Genomic DNA, 19,674 nt, shown 5'->3' with positions numbered 1-19,674 from the left:
CAGGTGATGATGTCCAAGAAAGTCCTCATCGTCGAGGATAACGAGCTGAACATGAAGCTTTTTCATGATCTGCTCGATTCCCAGGGCTACGAGACGCTGCAGACCCGAGAGGGACTGCAGGCGTTGGCCCTGGCGCGCGCCCACCATCCCGATCTGATCCTGATGGATATCCAGCTGCCCGAGATTTCCGGCCTGGAGGTCACCAAGTGGCTGAAGGACGACGAGGAACTGAACCACATCCCCGTCATCGCCGTGACCGCCTTCGCCATGAAGGGCGACGAGGAGCGGATCCGCCAGGGCGGTTGCGAGGCCTATATCTCCAAGCCGATCTCGGTCATGCATTTCCTCGACACCATCCGGCAGCACCTCGGATGAGCGCGCGGATCCTGGTGGTCGACGACGTGGACGTGAACGTGCGTCTGCTCGAAGCCAAGCTGACTATCGAATATTACGACGTCCTGACCTGCAACGACGGGCAGACGGCGCTGGACCTGGCGTCCGCGCATCAGCCGGACCTGATCCTGCTGGACGTCATGATGCCGGGGATGGACGGGTTCGAGACCTGCCGGCGGCTGAAGGCCCAGGCGGAGACCCGCCATATCCCGGTGGTGCTGGTGACTGCGCTGGACGGTCGCGAGGACCGGATTCGCGGCCTGGAGGCCGGGGCCGACGACTTCCTGACCAAGCCGATCGACGACGTCGTCCTGTTCGCGCGGGTGAAGTCGCTGACGCGGCTGAAACAGGTGATGGACGAACTGCGCGAACGCGAGGAAAGCAGCCGTCGCATGGGCGTGGAAGGCGAGGGCGCGACACGCCTGCGCAGCGAGGGCGGTCGAGTCCTGATCGTCGACGACAATGAACGCCAGGCGGCCAAGGTCGCCGAGGAGCTGGGCCGCGAGCACCGCGTCACCATCGAGACCGACCCTGAGGCCGCCATGGCGGCCGCCAAGGGTCCGCTGGATCTGATCATCGTCAATGTCGCGGCTGAAAGCTTCGACGGTCTGCGGATCGTGGCCCAGGCCAAGTCGGGCGATGCGCGCCGGGCGCCGATCCTGGCCATCGTCGAACCGACCGAGCGGCCGCGCATGGTCAAGGCGCTGGAACTGGGCGCCACCGACATCCTGCCGCGCCCGATCGATCCCGAGGAGCTGTCGGCGAGGGTCCGCACCCAGATCCGGCGCAAACGCTATACCGACTTCCTGCGCCAGAAGCTGGACTCCAGTCTGGAGATGGCGGTCACCGACGCCCTGACCGGCCTGCATAACCGTCGCTACATGACGGGCCAGCTGCAGGCCCTGGTCGGCCGCGCCGCGCACGGCGGCACGCCGGTCGCCCTGCTGGTGCTGGACATCGACCACTTCAAGTCGGTCAACGACGGTTTCGGCCACGACGCCGGCGACGAGGTCCTGGTCGAGTTCGCCGTGCGACTGGCGACCAATGTCCGGGCCGTGGATCTGCCCTGTCGCATGGGCGGCGAAGAGTTCGTCGTGGTCATGCCGGGCGCCAGCCTGGAGGACGCCCAGATGGTGGCGGAGCGGATTCGCCGCGACGTGGCCTCGGCGCCCTTCCGCGTCATGGGCGGCAAGGAACTGATCACCATCACGATTTCCATCGGCGTGGCGGCCACGACCGGCGACGGCGATACGCCCGAGGTCCTGCTGAAACGCGCGGACGAAGGCGTCTACGAGGCCAAGGCCGGCGGGCGGAACCGGGTCATCGCCAAGGCGGCCTGACCCCGTGGCGGGCCCGAGGGTGACGAACAGCAAAACAGACAAGCAAAAACGCCCGGCTGGTGACCAGCCGGGCGTTTCGTATTCGTCAGCAGATCAAGTGCTTACTTGATCTTGCCTTCCTTGAACTCGACGTGCTTGCGAACGACGGGGTCGTACTTCTTCACGACCATCTTCTCGGTCATGGTGCGGGCGTTCTTCTTGGTGACGTAGAAGAAGCCGGTGTCGGCCGTGGAGTTCAGGCGGATCTTGATGGAAGCCGGTTTGGCCATCGGAATTACCTCTGCGACGGCGAAAGCCGCTTAAAATAAGAGGCGCGGAACATACTCAGCCGCGCTCCAAAGTCAACGGGCGCGATGCCACGTTGATGCGGTCTGGCGCACATATAGGGTCTGGGAATGAAAATCGCATCCCTGCTGGCCGCGACGGCCCTGAGTTTCCCGCTGTTTCCCGGCGTCGCGGCGGCCAGGTCGGATACGCCCCAAGCCGTCTTCTTCGCCAATCTGGGTGAACTGTGCGGACGCAGGTTCGAGGGGCGGGTGGTCTCGACGGACGCCGCCGACGCCGATTTCGCCGACAAGCGGCTGGTCATGCACGTCCGCGACTGTTCGGCGGACGAGATTCGCATTCCCTTCGCCGTGGGCCAGGACCGGTCACGAACCTGGGTGGTGAGCCGGCATGAGGCGAGGCTGCGGTTGAAGCACGACCATCGGCACGAGGACGGCACGACCGACGTGCTGCACTGGTACGGCGGCGAGACGGAGAATGCGGGCACGGCCGAACGGCAGGCGTTCCCGGTCGACGCCGAATCGATCGCCCTGTTCAACGCCAACAACGCCTCGGTCTCGACCACCAACATCTGGGCGATGGAGGTCCATCCGGACCGGGTGTTTGCCTATGAACTGCGCCGGGCGAACCGGCATTTCCGCGTCGAGTTCGACCTGACCAGGCCGGTCGCCGACTAGGTCAGACGGCCCGCCAGGGCTGGAGCGGCCGCACGGTGGCGCAGGCCGGGCCGCCGTCGCGGGCGCGGCCGGGCAGGACGACTTCAAGCACCCGGCCTTCGCGCGCAAGGGCCAGAAGCTCGTCTGGAATGTCGTGGACGTCGATCTTGGCCCGGCGGGACCATTCGCTGTGCTGACCCGCCGAGGTTCCGATGGCGATATAGACGAAGCGCCGCGCCGGCCCCTCGCGCCGGACGAAAGGACCGGTCAACCGGCCGTCGTCGGACAGGGTGATCTGCGCGTCGAAACTGATCGGTCCGTCGTCGGCGATGCGGGGATCGACCGGCCTATTGGTCTTGTCCTGCAGACTGTAGGCGACGCCCGCGACCGGATCGACGGTGGTCAGGCGCAGGGTGATGGTCGTTCCGGCCATGGCGTCAGTCCCTGTGATCGACCAGATGGCGTCCGCGCACCATGCGGACGAAGGGCAGGGGGCGATCCGGGCTTGTTCGATCTTGGCCAAGCCGCTCGGCCAGTTCGCCCAGGACGAAGCGGGTGATGGCGGGCAGGTCCAGGGCGCGGGCCTGATCCAGCGGCAGCCAGGCGATCTCGTCCAGTTCGCCCGACCCGGCGGTCGGCTCGGGCGACAGCAGGGCCTCGGCCGGGGCCATGAAGAAACGGGCGTCGAAGCGGCGCGTGCGCCCCGGCGGGGTGATGGCGCGGGCCACGTAGGTCAGGACCGACAGGTCGGGCAGGGCGCCCGCCTGGCGATAGTCGCGCCATGGTCCGGCGACCGAGGCGGCGGGCGCGGCGCGGCCCAGGACCAGGCCTGTCTCCTCGAAGGTCTCGCGCACCGCCGTCAGGGCCAGGGCGCGGGCCCGGCGGGCGGGCAGTTCGCTTTCCAGCCGCCGGGCCGTTTCGGGCGACAGATCGGCGGCGCTGGCGGCGGTGAAGTCGCTGCGATCGATCCGCCCGCCGGGAAAGACCCATTTCGACGCCATGAAGACGTGACCCGGCGCGCGGCGGCCCATCAGCACCTCGGGCCGCGAACCGCCCCGTGTGAGGATCAGGGTCGCCGCATCCTTCGGCCGCTGGGCGCCGCCGACGCGCGGGGCGTCGGTCAGGTCCTGGACGGCGTCGAAGGGCTGGAGCGGCGTCGGCATCGAGGATCGATGCCATGCGCCGAGCGCCAAGGAAAGCGCGGCGCCTAATCGATGCGACGCCAGTAGGCGGCGAAGACCAAGGTGGACGGTTTGGCGTTCGCCGCCTCGTCTCGCGTCACCGTGAAGCCGTTCATCACCGAGAGCAGGCCCAGCGTGCCCGCTGCCTGGCTGACGTCTGGCCCTTGCACCGCATCGGTAAAGACCGTGACAGCGTCGCTGACGAGCCCCGGGCGGCCGACGCCGAGCGCTTCGCAGAGAGAGGCGCTGCATGTGACCTCGAACGAGGCCAGCGTGTCGGGCGCGATGGCCTGGCCGTAAATTCGTCGCAGCGCAGTCTCGGTGGCGGCCGACCAGTTGGGATCCACGCCCCCGCCCATGACTTCGGCGTGCAGGGCCGAGATGTCGGGCTGTGGCGAGCGCGGCGCTAAGAGCGCTTCGACGGCCGGTGAAATCGGACGGTCCGGCGCCGGCGGAACCGTTGGTGCGACGGATGTCTGCTGGGCGAGGATCGCGGCGGCGATCAGGACGGCGGCGGCCATAGTAAGTCTCCATCGTTGAGGTGACGCACGGCGTGGTGCGTCGGGACGAGGGAGGTCTGGAGGCGAGACGGTCGGTTCGGCCAGTCCGATAAAGTCGTCACGATTTTCTCGGGCGGCCAGCAGGCGGGCGATCTCACGACTGGATCCGATGCCGGTCTTGCGCCGTGCGGAACGGAAACGCTCGTTGACCGCCAGTTCGGACAGCCCTTTCAGCACGGCGATGGACTTGGCCGTATGCCCCTGACCCAGCAGGATCAGCAGTTCGCGCTCCGCCGCATTCAAGCGAGCGAGGACGGTGTCGGACGGAGCGGGCGAGGGCGGCATGAGACAGTCCTGCCACGGCCTCGGCCCGAAATGAAGATCGCAGGGCCGAGCCTGTCGTTGGCCGCTCTAATCTGTTTAAATATCGTTGGTCGGGGAATATCCATGATGCGATACGGGATTGCGGCGCGGGCGGCCGCCGGGCTTCTGGCGGCGATCGGGTGGCTGGGGCTCGGGCTCTACCTCGTCGCGGAGGCGACGGCGTCGAAAGGCGACTGGCTGGTCGCCGTGTGGAACAACCTTGGCTTTCTGACCGATCTGTCGAACCTGATTCTGGCCGTGGTCATGACCGGTGTGGCCTTGAATCTGCGGCGCCTGTCGGAGCCGCATGTCGTGGGCTGGGCGGTCGTAGCGATCGTCACCGTCGGGGTCGGCTTCTGGCTGATCGGCGGGCGGCTGGTGCTGGGAACCTCGGCCCTGGAGAATATCCTGTTGCATGGGGTCACGCCCTTGGCGGGCCTGGTGTTCTGGCTGGTGTTCACGCCCAAGGGGGAACTGAGGCGGCGGACGGCGCTGCTGTGGCTGGCCTGGCCGGCCTTCTACTGGACCTACGCCATGGTGCGGGGCGCGGTGTCAGGCCAATACGCCTATGGCTTCCTCGATCCGAGGACCCAAGGGGCAGGCGGCGTGGCGGCCGCCATCGCGGGGATGGCGGCCCTGTATGTCGTAGCGAGTCTGGTCCTGTTGGGCCTCGACCGGGCGATGGGGCGGAAGCGTTGAGCCCTATTTCCGCTTGCCCTTGCGCACGCCCTTCAGTCCGCCGGACGGTTTGGAGCCGTTGCGGGGCTTGGGGCCGCCGGGGCGGTTCTTGCCGCGCATCGGTGGCCCGTCGCCGCCACGGCCCCGGACGCCATAGCGCGGGGCGGGGGCGTTGGGATCGCGGGCCTCGGGCTCGCTGAGCATTTCGAACACCAGGCCGCCGGTGACGGGGGTGGCTTCCTGCAGCCTGACCTCGACATTGCGGCCCAGGGTGAACCGCTTGCCGGTGCGTTCGCCGACCAGGGCGTGGGCGCGGTCGTCGTGGGTGAAATATTCGCTGCCCAGGGTCGAGACCGGGACCAGGCCGTCCGCGCCCGTCTCATCCAGCCGGATGAACAGGCCGAACCGGGTGACGCCGGTTATCCGGCCGGTGAAGGTGGCCCCGACCCGATCCTCCAGGAAGGCGGCGATATAGCGGTCCATCGCATCGCGCTCGGCGGCCATCGACCGGCGCTCGGTCATGGTGACGCCCTCGGCGATGGCCGGCAGTTCGGCGATCTCGCGGTCAGTCAGACCGTCCTTGCCCAGGTTCAGGGCGCGGATCAGGCCCCGGTGGACGATCAGGTCGGAATAGCGCCGGATCGGCGAGGTGAAGTGGGCGTAGCGGTCCAGGTTCAGGCCGAAGTGGCCCACATTATCGGGCGAATAGATGGCCTGCATCTGGGTGCGCAGGACCACCTCGTTGACCACATCGGCGTGGTCGCCGTCGCGGGTCTCGTCCAGCAGCTTGTTGAACCGCTTGGTCGTGCGCGGCTCGCCCTTGTTCCACGGCTTGCCGATGGTCGACAGGAAGTCGGCCAGGTTGAAGATCTTCTCCTGGCTGGGCGCGTCGTGGACGCGGTAGATCAGCGGCGTCTTCTTCTGCTCCAGCGTTTCGGCGGCGCAGACATTGGCCTGGATCATCATTTCTTCGATCAGCCGGTGCGCCTCCAGCGAGGCGCGCTTCTCGATGGAGGCGATGCCGCCGTCGGGCGCCATGCGGATGCGGCGTTCGGCGGATTCGATCTGCAGCGGGCTGCGTTTCAGCCGGCCCTTCAGCATGGTGTGGTAGGCGTTCCACAGGGGATAGAGGATGGCGTCCATGATCGGGCCGGTGGCGTCGTCGGTCTGGCCGTCGATGGCCGCCTGGGCCTGTTCATAGCTGAGCTTGGCGTGCGACCGCATCAGGCCGCGCACGAACCTGTGGCCCGTCTTGCGGCCGTCCTTGTCGAAGACCATCCGCACGGCCATGCAGGCGCGGTTTTCGCCCTCCTTCAGGCTGCACAGGCCGTTCGACAGCACCTCCGGCAGCATCGGCTCGACGCGGTCGGGGAAATAGGTCGAGTTGCCCTTGTCGCGGGCCTCGCGGTCCAGGGCCGAGTTGGGGCGGACATAGGCGGCGACGTCGGCGATGGCGACCCAGACGATCCAGCCGCCCTCGTTCTTCGAATCCTCGTCGCGGGCCGCATAGACGGCGTCGTCGTGGTCGCGGGCGTCGGCGGGGTCGATGGTGATGAAGGGAACCTCGCGCAGGTCCTCGCGGCCCTTCAGCGTCGGCAGGGCCTGATCCTCGGCCTCGCGCTCGACGGCCTCGGAGAAGCCGGTCGGTATGCTGTGGGCGTGTATGGCGATCAGGGAGGCGGCGCGGGGATCATCCTCCTTGCCGATATGTTCCAGGATCTTGCCGCGCTTGGGTCCATAGCGCTGGTCGCCCTTTTCGACGGCGGCCAGGACCAGATCGCCGTCGCGCAGGTCGCCGGACTGGGCTTGGGGCACCAGAAGGACGTCCTTGGAGCGGCGGTCGACCGGCTCCACGCGGGTCTCGCGCGCCGACTTGCGGATGACGCCGAGGACGCGGTTGGAGCCGACGTCCAGTTTCTTGATCATCCGCGCTTCCCAGCCGTCTTCGGCGCGGAGGAATTTGACCAGCAGTCGGTCGCCCAGGCCGGGGGCGGGGCCGACCTTGGTCCGGTCGGGCATCAGTATGGCGCGCGGGGCGTCGGCGCCGGCCTCGACCAGGCGGACATAGAATTCGCCGTCGGCGTCGCGTTCGACCACGTCGGCCACGCCGACGGGGGGCAGGGCGCCGGCCTCGGTGAAGCCCTTGCGGCCGCGCTTGCCCAGTCGGCCTTCGGCTTCCAGTTCGCGGATCATTTCGCGCAGGGCGCGGCGGTCGCCGCCCTTCAGGCCGAAGTGGCGCGCGATATCGGTCTTCTCGGCCGATCCAGCCTCGCGCAGGAAGGCGACGAGGGTGTCTTTATCGGGAAGGCCGGCGGGCGGCCTCTTTGTGGGTTTGGTCATTACGTCTTTCAGACTGCCGAAGACTCGGCAGGATTGATACAGGGCAGGCCGACCGCATGGGCGGCGGCCGCCAGATTGTTGTCGAGGGTGATCAGCCGCGCCTCGATGCGGCGGCAGATCGCGATGTGGAGCCCGTCGGGCGCGCCGAGTTTCAGGTCGAATTGGCGGACGAGCAGGACGGATTCCCGTACATCGGCGCCCTCGACCTCGATCGGGGGCGTGGTGGTATCGATCCAGTCGTCCAGGTCGTGCAACACGCCGTCGGCGTCATCGACGGTCAGTTTGCGCATCCGCACCAGGCGCGACACGGCGGACGAGACCTCGGCGACGACGAAGTCGCTGATCTGCAGCGACCGGTCGCCATCGGCCATGAAGGCGATCACCGCCTCGCTGTGCCGTTCGGCCATAAGATAGGGCACCACGACGCTGGCGTCGCAATAGTCGATCACTCGACGGGCTCGTCATACATGCCGTTGATCAGTTCGACCGAGGTCATGCCCAGGGGCGGGCGCGACAGGCGGCGACTGGCGATCTCCAGCAGCTTCGCTTTGCGCTCCTCCGGCGTCAGGGACGGAAGGGAACGTATCTCGGCGACCGGCTTGCCGTGGCGGGTGATGATGACCTTCTCGCCCTCGATGGCCTTGTCGAGCAGGCGAGGCAGGCTGTTCTTGGCTTCGGCGACGCTGTAGGCGGCCATTTTTTCTCTCCGAATATGGCCATAAATATAGCCATTCTGCCGTGACCCCGCCAGCCATGCCCTTTAGCATGGCCGGGAACCGTCGAAGGCGGTCAAAACTTGCACGAGTTGACCGCGTCCCGACGCCGACTAGCTTCCGGCTGATCCCCAATGGAGTCGTCCATGAGCCTTTCCGCCCCCGCCCTCAGCGCGCCCGTCGCCTCGCCGCTCGACCTGATCGGCAAGACGCCGATGGTGGAGGTGACGAAGATCGACACCGGGAAATGCCGCCTGCTGCTGAAGCTGGAATCCCAGAACCCCGGCGGTTCGATCAAGGACCGGATCGCGGTGGAGATGCTGGATGCGGCGGAGCGCGAAGGCTTCCTGAAGGCCGGCGGCACCATCGTCGAGGCGACGGCCGGCAATACGGGCCTGGCCCTGACCCTGGTGGGCCGTGCGCGGGGATATAAGGTGCTTCTGGTCATCCCGGACAAGATGTCGAAGGAAAAAATCCAGCATCTGCGGGCCATGGGCGCCGATGTGCGGCTGACCCGGTCGGACGTGCCGCACGGGCACCCGGAGTATTACACCGACATGGCGGAGCGGCTGGCCCAGGGGATCCCGGGGGCCTTCTACGTCAACCAGTTCGCCAACGACGCCAACGCCGAGGCCCATGTGAAGACCACGGGGCCGGAGATCTGGGAACAGACCGGCGGCGACATCGACGCCCTGGTAGCCGGCATTGGCTCGGGCGGTACGATCACGGGCACGGCGCGCTTCCTGAAGAGCGTCGGCTCCAAGGCCCAGATCATCCTGGCCGATCCGGTCGGATCGACCTTGGCCGGGATCGTCAACGACGGCGTGCCGGGGCCGGAAGGCGGCTATACGGTCGAGGGGATCGGTCAGAACTTCGTGCCCGATACGGCGGACATGAGCCTGATCGACAAGGCCTATTCGATCACCGACGCCGAGGCCATCGCCACGGCGCGCGAACTGCTGCTGAAGGAAGGCATCCTGGCGGGCTCGTCCTCGGGCACTCTGATCGCCTCGGCCCTGCGCTGGTGCCGCGAGCAGACGGAAGCCAAGACCTGCGTCACCTTCGTCTGCGACACCGGGGCCAAATATCTGTCCAAGGTCTATAACGACGCCTGGCTGGCCGATCAGGGCCTGGGCGAGCGCGAGATCCACGGCGACCTTTCGGACCTGATCAACCGCAAATACGCCAAGGGCGATGTGGTCGTCGCCGGACCGGGCGACACACTGGACACCGCCTTCAAGCGGATGAAGGGCGCCGACGTGTCCCAACTGCCCATCATCGAGGACGGCCGTCTGGTCGGCATCCTGGACGAGAGCGACCTGATCCAGGTGATGAACACCGACGAGATCACCCGCAAGGAGCGGTTCGCCAAACCGGTCTCCTCGGCCATGACGCGCGATCTGGACACGGTTCAGGTCAAGGAGCCGCTGGACGCCCTGATCCCGGTCTTCGACCGCGACCGGGTGGCCATCGTGCTGGACGGCGAGACCTTCGTCGGCCTGATCACCCGCACCGACCTGATCAACCACCTCAGCCTGAACCGCTGACATGTCCTGGCTCAAGAAGATCTTCGGCAAGGGCCACGACGTCGCGCCGCCCTTGGACGGCGAGCTCGAGACCCATTTCGTCTATGTCCGGATGCCGGGAGACGTGCAGCCGGTCGAGCGCCACTACCTCTTCGAGGATCCGATCGAGGAACAGCTGAAACTGCGCAACCTCGGCTATGTCAGTGGCGGCGGCACCATGCAGTCCGCGCCGGACGAGAACGGCGCAACGACCATCATACTGACCGGTATCGATATCGAGGCGGACGATCTGGACGGCGTTCGCGGGCTGCTTAGAAGCCTGTTGCCGGGCTTGGGCGCGCCGGTGGAAACCCAGATCGAGTACACCGTCGACGATACGCGTCTGCAGGATCGGTTGACCGCCGAGGGATGGATCGAGAACGAGCCTCGGACGGACCTCCATCCTGGCTTCGACCTTTAAGGAAGACCAATGAGCGACAAGAAGAACAGCCAGGGCTTCTCCACCCGCGCCATCCACGCCGGGCAGAGGCCGGACCCGACGACGGGGGCGGTGATGACGCCCATCTACGCCACCTCGACCTACGCCCAGGAAAGCCCGGGCGTGAACAAGGGCTATGAATACGCGCGGGGCAAGAACCCGACGCGGGAGGCGTTCGAGGCCTGTGTGGCCGACCTTGAGGGCGGGACGCACGGGTTCGGCTTCGGCTCGGGCATGGCGGCGACCTCGACGGCGCTGGAACTGCTGGACGCGGGCGATCATGTGGTCACCGGCGACGACCTGTATGGCGGCTCGTGGCGGCTGTTCGAGCGGGTGCGGCGGCGGTCGATGGGGCTGGACTTCGCCTATGTCGATCTGAGCGACATCGCCGCGGTCGAGGCGGCGATCACGCCGAAAACGAAGATGCTTTGGGTCGAGACGCCGACCAATCCGCTGATGAAGCTGGCCGACATCGCCGCCCTGTCGGTGGTGGCCAAGGCGCACGGCCTGCTGCTGATCGTCGACAACACCTTCGCCACCCCCTTCTGCCAGCAGCCGCTGAGCCTGGGGGCGGACGTGGTCATGCACTCGGCGACCAAGTACCTGAACGGCCATTCGGACATCATCGGCGGCGTGCTGGTGACCGGCGACGCCGACCTGGCGACGCGGATCAAATTCCTGCAGAATTCGGTCGGCGGGATCATGGGGCCGTTCGACGCCTTCCTGGCCAATCGGGGGCTGAAGACCCTGGCGCTGCGGATGAAGGCCCACTGCGAGAACGCCCTGACGGTGGCGCACTGGCTGGAGACCCGCAAGGGCGTGGCCAAGGTGATCTACCCCGGGCTGATCGCCCATCCGCAACACGAGCTGGCGGCGCGACAGATGCAGGGCGGATACGGCGGCATGGTCACCGTGATCCTGGACGGCGATCTGGACCGCACGAAGCGTGTGTTGGAGCGGGTCGAGGTCTTCACCCTGGCGGAGTCGCTGGGCGGCGTCGAAAGCCTGGTCAACCACCCGGCGATCATGACCCACGCCAGCGTGCCCAAGGAGGTCCGCGAAAAGGGCGGGATCAGCGACAGCCTGATCCGGCTTTCGGTCGGCGTCGAGGACGTCGAGGACCTGATCGCGGATCTCGATCAGGCCATCGGCTGATCTCAGCTGGAGGGAAGGGCCGTCTGGTGCCCGGTCACGGGCGGCAACTTCTTCTTGGGAGCAGCGCGTTTGACCGGCGCCTTCTCCGGCTTGGGCAGGGCGGCGCGGCGGGCGACTTCCACGTCGATGACGGGAATGATGTCGCTGGCGGCCATGACCTGGGTCGAGGCGCCGTGCTCGACCAGGCGGGCGGCGTTGGCGCGCAGGGTGACGAGGTCGGCGTCCGTCATGGCGGGAATCTTGTCGGCGAGGGTCATGAAGAGCGTCCTGGGCGGAATGGCTTCAGGGCCGGCGCGCGAGGCGCCAGCCCTTCAGCGAATTGAAGGCGATTTCCACCGTCACCCGGTCCCCCAGCAGCGAGACGCCCGTCTGGGCGCCCAGCGAGGGCAGGACTGTGATCAGGTGGCCGTTGTCCAGACGAATCCGTCGTCCGCCGAGCGGCAGGAGCTTTGAGACTTCCCCGTCGAAGGCGATGACGCCGGCCCGTGCAGCGGGCGGCTCATTCGTGTTGGACGCCTGGAGCTTGTCCTACTCCGCAGCCTTGAGCTGGCCGGCGGATTCCTTGCCGGAGCGCTGATCGCGTTCGATTTCGTAGGAAATCTTCTGGCCTTCGTTCAGCGAGCCCACGCTGGAGGTTTCGACGGCCGAGGCGTGAACGAAGACGTCCTTGCCGCCGTCATCGGGAGCGATGAAGCCGTAGCCCTTGGTGGGGTTGTACCATTTAACAGTGCCGGTAGCCATTTGGAGACCTCCGTCTGGCGTTGACCGCAGGGAGGGATCCCTGATCGGCCTGTCGGGTCTGAATGGGATCGGCTTTTGGACCTCGGTGCGTGATGCAAAGGGAGCAGCGGCGTTACGCAGAGAGATCGACCAGCTCTAGATGGGGAGCCGACAACCATCGCGCAAGGGGGTGATTATCAGAAGGCGTAGGCGACCTTTGCGACCAGGGCGTCCTCATACTGTTCGCCGTCGGCGTGGGCCGAGGTGTCATAGTAGCGCAGGTCCAGGGCGATGGCGTCGGTCATGGCCAGGGTCACGCCCGCATTCCAACCGGTGTAGTCGGGACCGTTGTCTTGTTCGCGGCGGCCCACGGCGACGGAGGCGTCGATACGGTCGCTGAAGGCCCAGCCTACCTCGCCCTCGACCCAGGTGAAGGACTCAGTCGAACCGGCGGCCTGGGGGGCGTACTGGAGCTGGAGTCCGGCGCGCGCAGGGCCGATGGAGCGGCTGATGTCGGCGGTCAGCTCCACAGTCTCGGCGTCATAGCCGGGATCGGCGTCGAGACGGTTCTTGTAGGCGAGGCTGAAGTCGAACTGATAGCCGAAGGCCTCGGGCTGGTAGCCGGCGACCAGCTCGGCCTCCAGGTTCGAGCCGCCGGACTGGATCGTCTGGAAGGCCGGGCCGGCGTAAAACAGGCCGTCGCCGCTTTCCCAGGTCGCTGAACCGAAGGCGTAGCCGTCATTGCCCGATTTGGAGGCGTTCTTCGACCGGTTGTCCGTGCCTGTCCCGATCTCGAAGCTCCAGTCGCCCCCGGTCGCCGTCTGGGCCAGGGCGGGGGAGGCGGCCAGCAGGGCGGCCAGAGACAGGGGCAGAAGGACGGTCGATCGGGTCATGCGGGCTCCAACGCGCGAAAGGCGCGAAGGAGCCCTTAGCCTACGCCGACCTTCTTCGAGAACTGTTCCGTGGCCAGAGCGAACTCTTGTCGCAGGCGAGCGACCAGGGTGGCGGTCGGCAGGACGTCGTGGACTCCGCCCGCGCCCTGACCGGCGGACCAGACCGTCTTCCAGGCCTTGGCCTCGTCGCCCATGTCCAGCTTGTGCTCGGGCAGGTGTTTCGGATCGATCCCGTTTTCGACCAGGGACTTGATCATGAAGTTCGCGGGAATGCCCGACACCGCTGGGGTGTGGACGATGTCGGTCGAACCGCTGTCGATCACCATCTGCTTGTAGGCCGGATCGGCGAGCGCCTCGGTCGTGTTGATGAACCGGGTGCCCATATAGGCGAAGTCGGCGCCCAGCATCAGGGCGGCGGCCACGTCCTGACCGGTCGACAGGGCGCCGGACAGGATGATGGTTCCGTCGAAGAAGCTGCGGACCTCGTTGACCAGGGCGAAGGGGTTGATGATCCCGGCATGGCCGCCGGCGCCATTGGCCACCAGGATCAGGCCGTCGACGCCCGCCTCGGCCGCCTTGCGGGCGTGACGGATGTTGGCGATGTCGTGGAAGACCACGCCGCCGTAGCCGTGGACCGCATCGACCACGTCGCGCACTGCGCCGAGCGAGGTGATGATCAGCGGCACCTTCTCCTCGACCGAGACCATCATGTCGGCCATCAGCCGGGGATTGGTCGGATGGACGATGTGATTGACGCCGAAGGCGGCGGCATCGGGCGTCAGCCGGCCCTTGATCTCGTGAATCCAGTCCCGATAGCCCTCCGTGGTGCGCTGGTTCAGGGACGGGAAGGTGCCGATGATCCGCGAGTTACAGGCCTCGACCACCAGATCCGGGCCGGAGACCAGGAACATGGGCGCCGAGATGATCGGCAGGGTCAGACCCTTCTGAAGCGAAGCGGGAATGGCCACGGGCGTCTCCTTGGTTTTCTTTCGCTACGCTTAGCGGGCTGTCGCGGGGGAAGGCAAATCGGTCGGCGGTCGGCGGAAAAAAGACAGTCTGAATAGTGTGAATGGTGTGAAATCGGGGCGACGCGAAATTGAACTGCACACCCTGAAAACGGTGCAATATGCAAAAGAGTGCAATTGGGACGCGGGTCGGGGACGCCGAAATAACAGTCCGATGAGTCCAAGCGCTTCGCCTCCACAAGGTTCGACCGTCTATTATAAGGGCGTTTGGAGCAGCGCTGGGTCGATCGGCATTTCACGATGTCATCTCTCTGAAATGTCGAGAGAAGATTTTCAGAATTAGGAGCGCAACGCGCTTCAGGCTCCGCGCTGCGCAGGTGGAAGGGAGCGGGTGGATTTTCATATCCGCCTCGACGCCCTAAATGACCGGCATGACCCACTATACCGACAACCTGAGCCAGCTTGGCGCCCAGACCGCCGCGCCGACCAGCCCCGAGACCGCCGTGCTGGAGCGGGTGCCGAACCCGCACGCGGACACCCTGTATCTGGCCCGATTCACGGCGCCCGAGTTCACCAGCCTGTGCCCGGTGACGGGCCAGCCGGACTTCGCCCATATCGTCATCGACTATGCGCCGGGCGACTGGCTGGTCGAGTCCAAGAGCCTGAAGCTGTACCTGACCAGCTTCCGCAACCACGGCGCCTTCCACGAGGACTGCACCGTCGCCATCGGCCGCAGGCTGGCCGACCTGCTGCAGCCGAAATGGCTGAGGATCGGCGGCTACTGGTATCCGCGCGGCGGCATCCCGATCGACGTCTTCTGGCAGACCGGCGTGGCGCCGGAAGGCCTGTGGCTGCCCGATCAGGGCGTGCCGACCTATCGCGGACGGGGCTAGGGAGACGACCGTTCCGGCGCGCGCGATAGCGGAAGTGGAATTCCCGCGCGCGGCTGTCGATGGTTCTGACGCCGGCGAACAGTCGGCGTAGCGCGGACGAGACGGCCGGCGCCGGGCGATCGGTCCGGGACGGAAGCTGGCCTATCCGAGGTTCGCCCTGACCCGATCATAGAGTGAGACGCGGGCGACGGCCTGTTCGAGACGGTCGATGGCGGCCAGAGCGTCTTTCGCCTCGGCGTTCAACTCCACGGCGGCCGCGTTCAGGGCGTTCCATAACGGGGTCAACCGTGCGGCCAGGGCGCGGCCTTCCGGCGTCAGGCGCAGGCGGCGCAGGCGGGCGTTCCGGGTGTCCGTCTCCCAGGCGATCAACCCGGCCCGCGCGAGGCCGTCGCGAATCTGGCTGACGGAGGCATGGCTGACGCCAAGCGCTGCGGCCAGGTCGCCGACGGATTGCGCCTCCTGTTCCGCCAGCAGGCGAACGACCCCGTACCAGCGCTGCTCGAAAATCTCGCCGGTCTCGCGGTAAAGGCGGCTGGCGTCGCGGTCGATCCGCTCCGACAGTCGGCGCAGGCGCGCGCCGATGGCGGCGGCGCCGCTGCGGCGGCTGAAGTCGGCGTCGGGGGCGTCATCCTGGGTCATTGACTCTCGTCGTAACTAATTACAACGGTGCCTGGCAAGCCTGTCGGGGGGGAATGAGTGCGGCGTCGGGATCTGTTGTCGGGAAGCCTGGGCGGCGCGGTCGCCTCGCTGGCGGGAAGGGCCGAGGCCGGGATGGCGGCGGGGCCGGAGGCCAGGCGGATGGAGGTCTGGCTGGCGCGGTGGCTGGCGGCCTTCAACGCGGCGGATCTGCACGCCTATCGCACCTTTGTGGAAGAGACGGCGCCGTCGGTCCTGCCCTATGTCGACGACGATCTGTCGGTGCGGGAGATCACGGGCGGGTTCGATCTGGTCGAGGTGGAGCGGCTGGAGGCCGGCGTCGTCACTGCGCGGGTGAGGGACCGGGCCTGGGATCGGGTGTCTCGGGTGACGCTGAGCGCTTCGGACGACCGGCGGCTGGAGGACATCGCCTTCGCCGGCGCACCCGCCCTCGAGACGATATCCCGGCTGAAGGCCGACGCCGCCGTGGCCGCCATCGGCGACAAGATCGCGCGCGAAGGGCGCGCGGGCCGGTTCAGCGGCGCGGTCCTGGTCGCTCAGGGGGATCAGGTGGCGGTGCGGGCCGGCGCGGGCGTGGCGGACGAGGCCTCGGGCGCGCGAATCGCGCCGGGGACCCGCTTCTGCATCGGCTCCATGGGCAAGATGTTCACCGCCGTCGCCGTGATGCAGATGGTCGAGGCGGGGCGGATCCGGCTGGAGACGCCGATCCGGAACTATCTGCCCGATTATCCCAACGCCGCCCTCGCCGAGGGCGTGACGGTGCGCCATCTGCTGACCCACACCGGCGGGACGGGGGATGTGTTCGGCCCGGGCTATGACGGGCACGAGGGGGCGAGCGCCGAGCCCGGCGATCTGGTCCGGCTGTATGGGGCTCGAGAGCCCCTGTTCGCGCCGGGATCACGCTGGGCCTACAGCAATTTCGGCTTCGTGCTTCTGGGCCGGATTCTGGAAGTGGTGCGGGACCGGCCCTATGGGGCGCTGGTCGAGGAACAGGTGTTCGGGCCATGCGGGATGGGGGCGACATCGCTGCGGTTCGCGGACAGTCGTTCGACGGCGACGGCCTATAGCGGCGCGCGGGCGACGGGGCTGAAGCCGCTGGCGCCCTATGTCGGCCTGCCGGCGGGCGGCGGCTATTCGACCGTCGACGACCTGGGGGGCTTCGCCGTCGCCTTGCGACAGGGGCGGCTGGTGCGGCCCGACACCCTGAAGGCCATGACCGAGCGTCTGGTCGCAGCCGGAGCCTCGCACTGGGGGCTGGGGTTCGCCCTTCGCGAGCGCAACGGTCTGGCCTATTTCGGGCATGGCGGCAGCGCGCCCGGGGTGGGCGGGGATCTGGCGATCTTCCCCGCCTTTACGACCATTGTCCTGTGCAACCGCGGCCATCCGTCGGCCGTCTGTCTGGCGGACTTCATGGGGGCGCGTCTGCCGCAGGCGTGACGCCTGCGGCAGACGTCCGAACCGGCGCCGGCGGATGAGGCCCCGGCGTGGCCTCATCCGCCGAAGCGGATGCGCACCCCGGCGTTGGCGACGAAGCCTTCCAGCGGGCCCCAGGCGTCTACGGTCCAGCGCCCGTCGGGCGCCCGGGTGGGCCGGACCAGGGAGCCTTGGCGGGTCTGGCGTTCGTCCAGCAGGTTCTCGAGGTTCAGAAAGACGCGGTAGCGGCCCAGCACCACCTCGCCCAGCAGACCCAGTTCCCAATAGGCGTCGCCCCGGTCGCGCCAGGGATCATCCTCCAGCGATTGGGCTCCCGTGTAATAGGCCTCGAAGCCCAGACGTCCGCGATCATGCTCCTCCCACATGGCCACCAGACCCGCCGTGTGGCGCGGGGTCAGCGGGGTTTCGCGTCGGCCCCCGCCCAGTCCGTCGGGCTCGTCGGCGTCGACATACAGATAGTTGGCGGTGACCACGAAGGGCGCTCGACGCCAGCGACCGAGCAGTTCGACGCCGCGCGTCCGCGTGGCGCCGTCTGTGTTGACCAGCCTCACCTGGTCCGGCGCAAGGGTCTGGAGCTGGACCGCGTCTTCGATGTCGGACCCGAACAGGGTCAGCGTCGTCTCCCACGGCCCGCGCGCATAGCCCAGGTCCAGCGAGGCGGTGGCGGCTGTCTCGACCCGCAGGTCAGACAGGGGCTCCAGGCGCGACAGGCCGGCGGCCTCGGTCTCCTCGACGAAGGGGGTGGGGGCGTAGAAGCCGCGCCCCCATGACCCTCGTACGGTCCACGGGCCGGGGCGCCACAGCAGCGACAGGCGCGGGCTGAACTGGCCGCCGTAGCGGCTGTGGTCGTCATAGCGGGCGCTGGCGGCCAGGGTCAGACGCCGGGTGAGGTCCCGTTCGACCTGGGCGAAGACCGCCGGGGTCGTGTAGCGGTAGTCGAAGATCGGGAAGGCCTCGGAGGCGTAGTCGTCGGCCTGCCAGACCAGGCCCCCCAGCCAGTCCGCGCCGGCCGCCTCGGCCGACAGCGAGGTCTCGACGAGGAAGGTCCGGTGCCGGTCGGACTCGCGCAGGTCGCCGTAGCGGTGGTCGTGGTTCTGTTCGACGGCGGAGGCGCGGGTCTGGAACCAGGCCCGTTCGCCGAGGGGGCGTTCATAGACCAGGCCGGCGTCGAGGCGGTCGGTGTCCTGGTCCAGGCGGAACGCCTGGCCGTCGGGCGTGACGGCCCCGTCCAGCACGCCGCCGCGCCTTTCCTCGCCCATGACGCCGGCGGTCAGGAACAGGGTCGCGCCGCTGTCGCCCGTCCAGAACAGGCGCGGCCGGGCGGACCAGCGACCATAGCCCGCCATGTCGATCCAGCCGTCGGAATCCAGGTCTTGGGTCGCCTGGTGATTATAGGTCGCCAGCAACGAGCCGCTCCACCGTTCGGACAGGGGGGAAGCGCCGTAGGCCGAGACATCCTGGCCGTCGCGGGAAGTGGCGTTGAGGATCAATTCGCCCTGGGCCGTGTCGCCGGGGCGGCGCGAGATCAGGTTGATGACCCCGCCCAGGGCCTGGCCGCCATAGAGGGCCGAGGCGGCGCCCTTGATGACCTCGACGCGGCCGAGGTCGCTGGGCGCGATCTGCAGCAGGCCGAGCGAGGACGCCTGCCCACCGTACAGCGGCAGGCCGTCGGCCAGCAGCTGGGTGTAGCGGCCGCGCATGCCCTGGATGCGCAGATTGGCCGCGCCCAGGCCGGGCGAGGTGACCTGAACCCGCACGCCGCCGGTCTCGGCCAGCAGGATGGAGATATTGCCGGGACGCATGAGGAGCTTCTCCTCGATCTCTTCCTGGCCGAGCACCTCGACGCGGACAGGTTCGTCCTGAACGCGTCGACGGGAGCGGGTCGATACGACGACGATCTCCTCCACCTCCTCGACCTGTTGGGGCTGTGGCGTTCGTGGCGGGGTCTGGGGCTGGGTTTGAGCAAGGCCCACGGCGGGACATAGGGCCGCGAGGGCGGCGCCGGCGAGCAGCCGGCTGAACGGGGTGTGCATGATGATGATCCTCGGCCGGCGCATGGCCGGCCCTGACAGCGGTTTGCGCGCGCCCGAAGGCGGCGGCAGCGGCGGAAAGACCAGGCCTGGGCCTGGCGGGGATCAGGCCCGGGGAGGGCGGCGAGGGCCGGAGGCGGCGACTGGTGGAGGCTCCGCCGAATGGGTCCAGGTCATGCGCGAAGCGGGAGAGGTGCGGGCGTCCTTCGGCTGCAGATCCGGCGGAGTCGCGGGATGCGGCGCGTGACAGCATCCATTGGCGCAGGCGGGGCCGCAGTCCGCGCAGCCGCGCTGGTCGTCGTCGGCCGAGCTCTCGACGCCGACAGCGACGACGCCGCAGTTCTGGTCGACGCAGGCGTGGGCCGACACCGCTGGTGCGAAGACGGCGAGCGCCAGCACCAGCTGGAAGACCAGCTTCAGACGGCCGAACAGGGTGAGGGCGGGGCGTTGCATCGCGAGATGGCGTCTACGTCG

Annotated in this window: 23 protein-coding genes; 9 read left to right on the top strand and 14 right to left on the bottom strand. The window is 67.7% G+C overall.

Annotated elements, in window-relative coordinates:
- Positions 1-9 precede the first annotated feature (9 nt).
- A complete protein-coding gene (locus ACIQ1T_RS08015) occupies positions 10-375 on the top strand; it encodes a response regulator (RefSeq protein WP_166622562.1) in 366 nt (121 codons plus the stop codon).
- Positions 372-1,733, top strand: a complete 1,362-nt coding sequence (locus tag ACIQ1T_RS08010) for a PleD family two-component system response regulator (RefSeq protein ID WP_395944007.1) — start codon at positions 372-374, stop codon at positions 1,731-1,733. Before ACIQ1T_RS08015 ends, ACIQ1T_RS08010 begins: the two co-directional genes overlap by 4 nt.
- Positions 1,734-1,834: 101 nt before the next feature.
- Here the strand turns inward: ACIQ1T_RS08010 and rpmG are convergent, their stop codons facing one another.
- Positions 1,835-2,002: a 50S ribosomal protein L33 gene (gene rpmG / locus ACIQ1T_RS08005; RefSeq protein ID WP_003164451.1), complete on the bottom strand. Its 168-nt coding sequence runs from the start codon at positions 2,000-2,002 to the stop codon at positions 1,835-1,837.
- A gap of 126 nt (positions 2,003-2,128) precedes the next feature.
- Here rpmG and ACIQ1T_RS08000 point away from each other — a divergent pair, with 126 nt between their 5' ends.
- Positions 2,129-2,695 carry a hypothetical protein gene (locus ACIQ1T_RS08000; protein WP_395944006.1) on the top strand — a complete coding sequence of 189 codons (567 nt, stop codon included), beginning with the start codon at positions 2,129-2,131 and terminating at the stop codon, positions 2,693-2,695.
- A gap of 1 nt (position 2,696) precedes the next feature.
- Here ACIQ1T_RS08000 and ACIQ1T_RS07995 read toward each other — a convergent pair whose 3' ends face one another.
- From ACIQ1T_RS07995 to ACIQ1T_RS07985, 3 genes are read right to left on the bottom strand one after another with little or no spacing between them, the layout of a single operon-like run.
- Complete coding sequence (locus ACIQ1T_RS07995) at positions 2,697-3,107, bottom strand: DUF5990 family protein (RefSeq protein ID WP_395944005.1); 411 nt, start codon at positions 3,105-3,107, stop codon at positions 2,697-2,699.
- Positions 3,108-3,111: 4 nt separating this feature from the next.
- Positions 3,112-3,837 (bottom strand): NUDIX hydrolase, encoded by a 726-nt coding sequence (locus ACIQ1T_RS07990; protein ID WP_395944004.1) that lies wholly within the window; start codon positions 3,835-3,837, stop codon positions 3,112-3,114.
- 44 nt (positions 3,838-3,881) lie between these two features.
- Positions 3,882-4,700: a helix-turn-helix transcriptional regulator gene (locus ACIQ1T_RS07985; RefSeq protein ID WP_395944003.1), complete on the bottom strand. Its 819-nt coding sequence runs from the start codon at positions 4,698-4,700 to the stop codon at positions 3,882-3,884.
- Positions 4,701-4,802: 102 nt separating this feature from the next.
- Between ACIQ1T_RS07985 and ACIQ1T_RS07980 the strand changes: the two genes are divergently transcribed.
- Positions 4,803-5,417 (top strand): Pr6Pr family membrane protein, encoded by a 615-nt coding sequence (locus tag ACIQ1T_RS07980; protein WP_395944002.1) that lies wholly within the window; start codon positions 4,803-4,805, stop codon positions 5,415-5,417.
- 3 nt (positions 5,418-5,420) lie between these two features.
- Here ACIQ1T_RS07980 and rnr read toward each other — a convergent pair whose 3' ends face one another.
- The 3 genes from rnr to ACIQ1T_RS07965 are packed head-to-tail and all read right to left on the bottom strand — an operon-like array spanning position 5,421 to position 8,433.
- Positions 5,421-7,736, bottom strand: coding sequence for a ribonuclease R (gene rnr / locus ACIQ1T_RS07975; protein WP_395944001.1), 2,316 nt, complete (start codon positions 7,734-7,736; stop codon positions 5,421-5,423).
- Between the two features lie 8 nt (positions 7,737-7,744).
- Positions 7,745-8,185, bottom strand: coding sequence for a type II toxin-antitoxin system VapC family toxin (locus ACIQ1T_RS07970; protein WP_395944000.1), 441 nt, complete (start codon positions 8,183-8,185; stop codon positions 7,745-7,747).
- Positions 8,182-8,433: a type II toxin-antitoxin system Phd/YefM family antitoxin gene (locus tag ACIQ1T_RS07965; RefSeq protein WP_395943999.1), complete on the bottom strand. Its 252-nt coding sequence runs from the start codon at positions 8,431-8,433 to the stop codon at positions 8,182-8,184. Before ACIQ1T_RS07965 ends, ACIQ1T_RS07970 begins: the two co-directional genes overlap by 4 nt.
- Before the next feature lie 162 nt (positions 8,434-8,595).
- On the opposite strand from ACIQ1T_RS07965, the gene ACIQ1T_RS07960 reads away from it, so the two are divergent.
- From ACIQ1T_RS07960 to ACIQ1T_RS07950, 3 genes are read left to right on the top strand one after another with little or no spacing between them, the layout of a single operon-like run.
- Positions 8,596-9,996: a pyridoxal-phosphate dependent enzyme gene (locus tag ACIQ1T_RS07960; protein ID WP_395943998.1), complete on the top strand. Its 1,401-nt coding sequence runs from the start codon at positions 8,596-8,598 to the stop codon at positions 9,994-9,996.
- A gap of 1 nt (position 9,997) precedes the next feature.
- Complete coding sequence (locus ACIQ1T_RS07955; protein WP_395943997.1) at positions 9,998-10,435, top strand: hypothetical protein; 438 nt, start codon at positions 9,998-10,000, stop codon at positions 10,433-10,435.
- A gap of 9 nt (positions 10,436-10,444) precedes the next feature.
- Positions 10,445-11,608 carry a cystathionine gamma-synthase gene (locus ACIQ1T_RS07950; RefSeq protein ID WP_395943996.1) on the top strand — a complete coding sequence of 388 codons (1,164 nt, stop codon included), beginning with the start codon at positions 10,445-10,447 and terminating at the stop codon, positions 11,606-11,608.
- A gap of 2 nt (positions 11,609-11,610) precedes the next feature.
- Here the strand turns inward: ACIQ1T_RS07950 and ACIQ1T_RS07945 are convergent, their stop codons facing one another.
- From ACIQ1T_RS07945 to ACIQ1T_RS07930, 4 genes are all read right to left on the bottom strand, one after another.
- On the bottom strand, positions 11,611-11,865 hold the full coding sequence (locus tag ACIQ1T_RS07945; protein WP_395943995.1) for a hypothetical protein: 255 nt from the start codon (positions 11,863-11,865) through the stop codon (positions 11,611-11,613).
- 271 nt (positions 11,866-12,136) lie between these two features.
- Positions 12,137-12,349: a cold-shock protein gene (locus tag ACIQ1T_RS07940; RefSeq protein WP_395943994.1), complete on the bottom strand. Its 213-nt coding sequence runs from the start codon at positions 12,347-12,349 to the stop codon at positions 12,137-12,139.
- Between the two features lie 176 nt (positions 12,350-12,525).
- Positions 12,526-13,221 (bottom strand): TorF family putative porin, encoded by a 696-nt coding sequence (locus ACIQ1T_RS07935; protein ID WP_395943993.1) that lies wholly within the window; start codon positions 13,219-13,221, stop codon positions 12,526-12,528.
- A gap of 35 nt (positions 13,222-13,256) precedes the next feature.
- Positions 13,257-14,189, bottom strand: a complete 933-nt coding sequence (locus ACIQ1T_RS07930; RefSeq protein ID WP_395943992.1) for an NAD(P)H-dependent flavin oxidoreductase — start codon at positions 14,187-14,189, stop codon at positions 13,257-13,259.
- A 428-nt stretch (positions 14,190-14,617) separates the two neighbouring features.
- Between ACIQ1T_RS07930 and queF the strand changes: the two genes are divergently transcribed.
- A complete protein-coding gene (gene queF / locus ACIQ1T_RS07925; RefSeq protein ID WP_395944047.1) occupies positions 14,618-15,079 on the top strand; it encodes a preQ(1) synthase in 462 nt (153 codons plus the stop codon).
- A gap of 141 nt (positions 15,080-15,220) precedes the next feature.
- Here the strand turns inward: queF and ACIQ1T_RS07920 are convergent, their stop codons facing one another.
- On the bottom strand, positions 15,221-15,718 hold the full coding sequence (locus ACIQ1T_RS07920) for a MarR family winged helix-turn-helix transcriptional regulator (RefSeq protein WP_395943991.1): 498 nt from the start codon (positions 15,716-15,718) through the stop codon (positions 15,221-15,223).
- A 57-nt stretch (positions 15,719-15,775) separates the two neighbouring features.
- Here ACIQ1T_RS07920 and ACIQ1T_RS07915 point away from each other — a divergent pair, with 57 nt between their 5' ends.
- Positions 15,776-17,173 (top strand): serine hydrolase domain-containing protein, encoded by a 1,398-nt coding sequence (locus ACIQ1T_RS07915; protein WP_395943990.1) that lies wholly within the window; start codon positions 15,776-15,778, stop codon positions 17,171-17,173.
- A 53-nt stretch (positions 17,174-17,226) separates the two neighbouring features.
- Here the strand turns inward: ACIQ1T_RS07915 and ACIQ1T_RS07910 are convergent, their stop codons facing one another.
- Both ACIQ1T_RS07910 and ACIQ1T_RS07905 read right to left on the bottom strand, forming a co-directional pair.
- Positions 17,227-19,203 (bottom strand): TonB-dependent receptor plug domain-containing protein, encoded by a 1,977-nt coding sequence (locus ACIQ1T_RS07910; protein WP_395943989.1) that lies wholly within the window; start codon positions 19,201-19,203, stop codon positions 17,227-17,229.
- 102 nt (positions 19,204-19,305) lie between these two features.
- Positions 19,306-19,653: a hypothetical protein gene (locus tag ACIQ1T_RS07905; RefSeq protein ID WP_395943988.1), complete on the bottom strand. Its 348-nt coding sequence runs from the start codon at positions 19,651-19,653 to the stop codon at positions 19,306-19,308.
- Positions 19,654-19,674: the final 21 nt, after the last annotated feature.

The sequence above is a fragment of the Brevundimonas sp. genome (assembly GCF_044336875.1).
Classification (GTDB): Bacteria; Pseudomonadota; Alphaproteobacteria; order Caulobacterales; family Caulobacteraceae; genus Brevundimonas.
This window is presented reverse-complemented; position numbering and strand designations above follow the sequence as displayed.

Excerpts from the sequence above, each read along its gene's own strand:
- ACIQ1T_RS07985 (WP_395944003.1), bottom strand. The coding sequence starts at position 4,700 with ATGCCGCCCTCGCCCGCTCCGTCCGACACCGTCCTCGCTCGCTTGAAT.
- ACIQ1T_RS08015 (WP_166622562.1), top strand. The coding sequence starts at position 10 with ATGTCCAAGAAAGTCCTCATCGTCGAGGATAACGAGCTGAACATGAAG.
- ACIQ1T_RS07990 (WP_395944004.1), bottom strand. The coding sequence starts at position 3,837 with ATGCCGACGCCGCTCCAGCCCTTCGACGCCGTCCAGGACCTGACCGAC.
- ACIQ1T_RS07920 (WP_395943991.1), bottom strand. The coding sequence starts at position 15,718 with ATGACCCAGGATGACGCCCCCGACGCCGACTTCAGCCGCCGCAGCGGC.
- ACIQ1T_RS07950 (WP_395943996.1), top strand. The coding sequence starts at position 10,445 with ATGAGCGACAAGAAGAACAGCCAGGGCTTCTCCACCCGCGCCATCCAC.
- ACIQ1T_RS07945 (WP_395943995.1), bottom strand. The coding sequence starts at position 11,865 with ATGACCCTCGCCGACAAGATTCCCGCCATGACGGACGCCGACCTCGTC.
- ACIQ1T_RS07910 (WP_395943989.1), bottom strand. The coding sequence starts at position 19,203 with ATGCACACCCCGTTCAGCCGGCTGCTCGCCGGCGCCGCCCTCGCGGCC.
- ACIQ1T_RS07960 (WP_395943998.1), top strand. The coding sequence starts at position 8,596 with ATGAGCCTTTCCGCCCCCGCCCTCAGCGCGCCCGTCGCCTCGCCGCTC.
- ACIQ1T_RS08010 (WP_395944007.1), top strand. The coding sequence starts at position 372 with ATGAGCGCGCGGATCCTGGTGGTCGACGACGTGGACGTGAACGTGCGT.
- queF (WP_395944047.1), top strand. The coding sequence starts at position 14,618 with ATGACCCACTATACCGACAACCTGAGCCAGCTTGGCGCCCAGACCGCC.
- ACIQ1T_RS07980 (WP_395944002.1), top strand. The coding sequence starts at position 4,803 with ATGATGCGATACGGGATTGCGGCGCGGGCGGCCGCCGGGCTTCTGGCG.
- ACIQ1T_RS07940 (WP_395943994.1), bottom strand. The coding sequence starts at position 12,349 with ATGGCTACCGGCACTGTTAAATGGTACAACCCCACCAAGGGCTACGGC.
- ACIQ1T_RS07905 (WP_395943988.1), bottom strand. The coding sequence starts at position 19,653 with ATGCAACGCCCCGCCCTCACCCTGTTCGGCCGTCTGAAGCTGGTCTTC.
- ACIQ1T_RS07965 (WP_395943999.1), bottom strand. The coding sequence starts at position 8,433 with ATGGCCGCCTACAGCGTCGCCGAAGCCAAGAACAGCCTGCCTCGCCTG.
- rnr (WP_395944001.1), bottom strand. The coding sequence starts at position 7,736 with ATGACCAAACCCACAAAGAGGCCGCCCGCCGGCCTTCCCGATAAAGAC.
- ACIQ1T_RS07935 (WP_395943993.1), bottom strand. The coding sequence starts at position 13,221 with ATGACCCGATCGACCGTCCTTCTGCCCCTGTCTCTGGCCGCCCTGCTG.
- rpmG (WP_003164451.1), bottom strand. The coding sequence starts at position 2,002 with ATGGCCAAACCGGCTTCCATCAAGATCCGCCTGAACTCCACGGCCGAC.
- ACIQ1T_RS07955 (WP_395943997.1), top strand. The coding sequence starts at position 9,998 with ATGTCCTGGCTCAAGAAGATCTTCGGCAAGGGCCACGACGTCGCGCCG.
- ACIQ1T_RS07995 (WP_395944005.1), bottom strand. The coding sequence starts at position 3,107 with ATGGCCGGAACGACCATCACCCTGCGCCTGACCACCGTCGATCCGGTC.
- ACIQ1T_RS08000 (WP_395944006.1), top strand. The coding sequence starts at position 2,129 with ATGAAAATCGCATCCCTGCTGGCCGCGACGGCCCTGAGTTTCCCGCTG.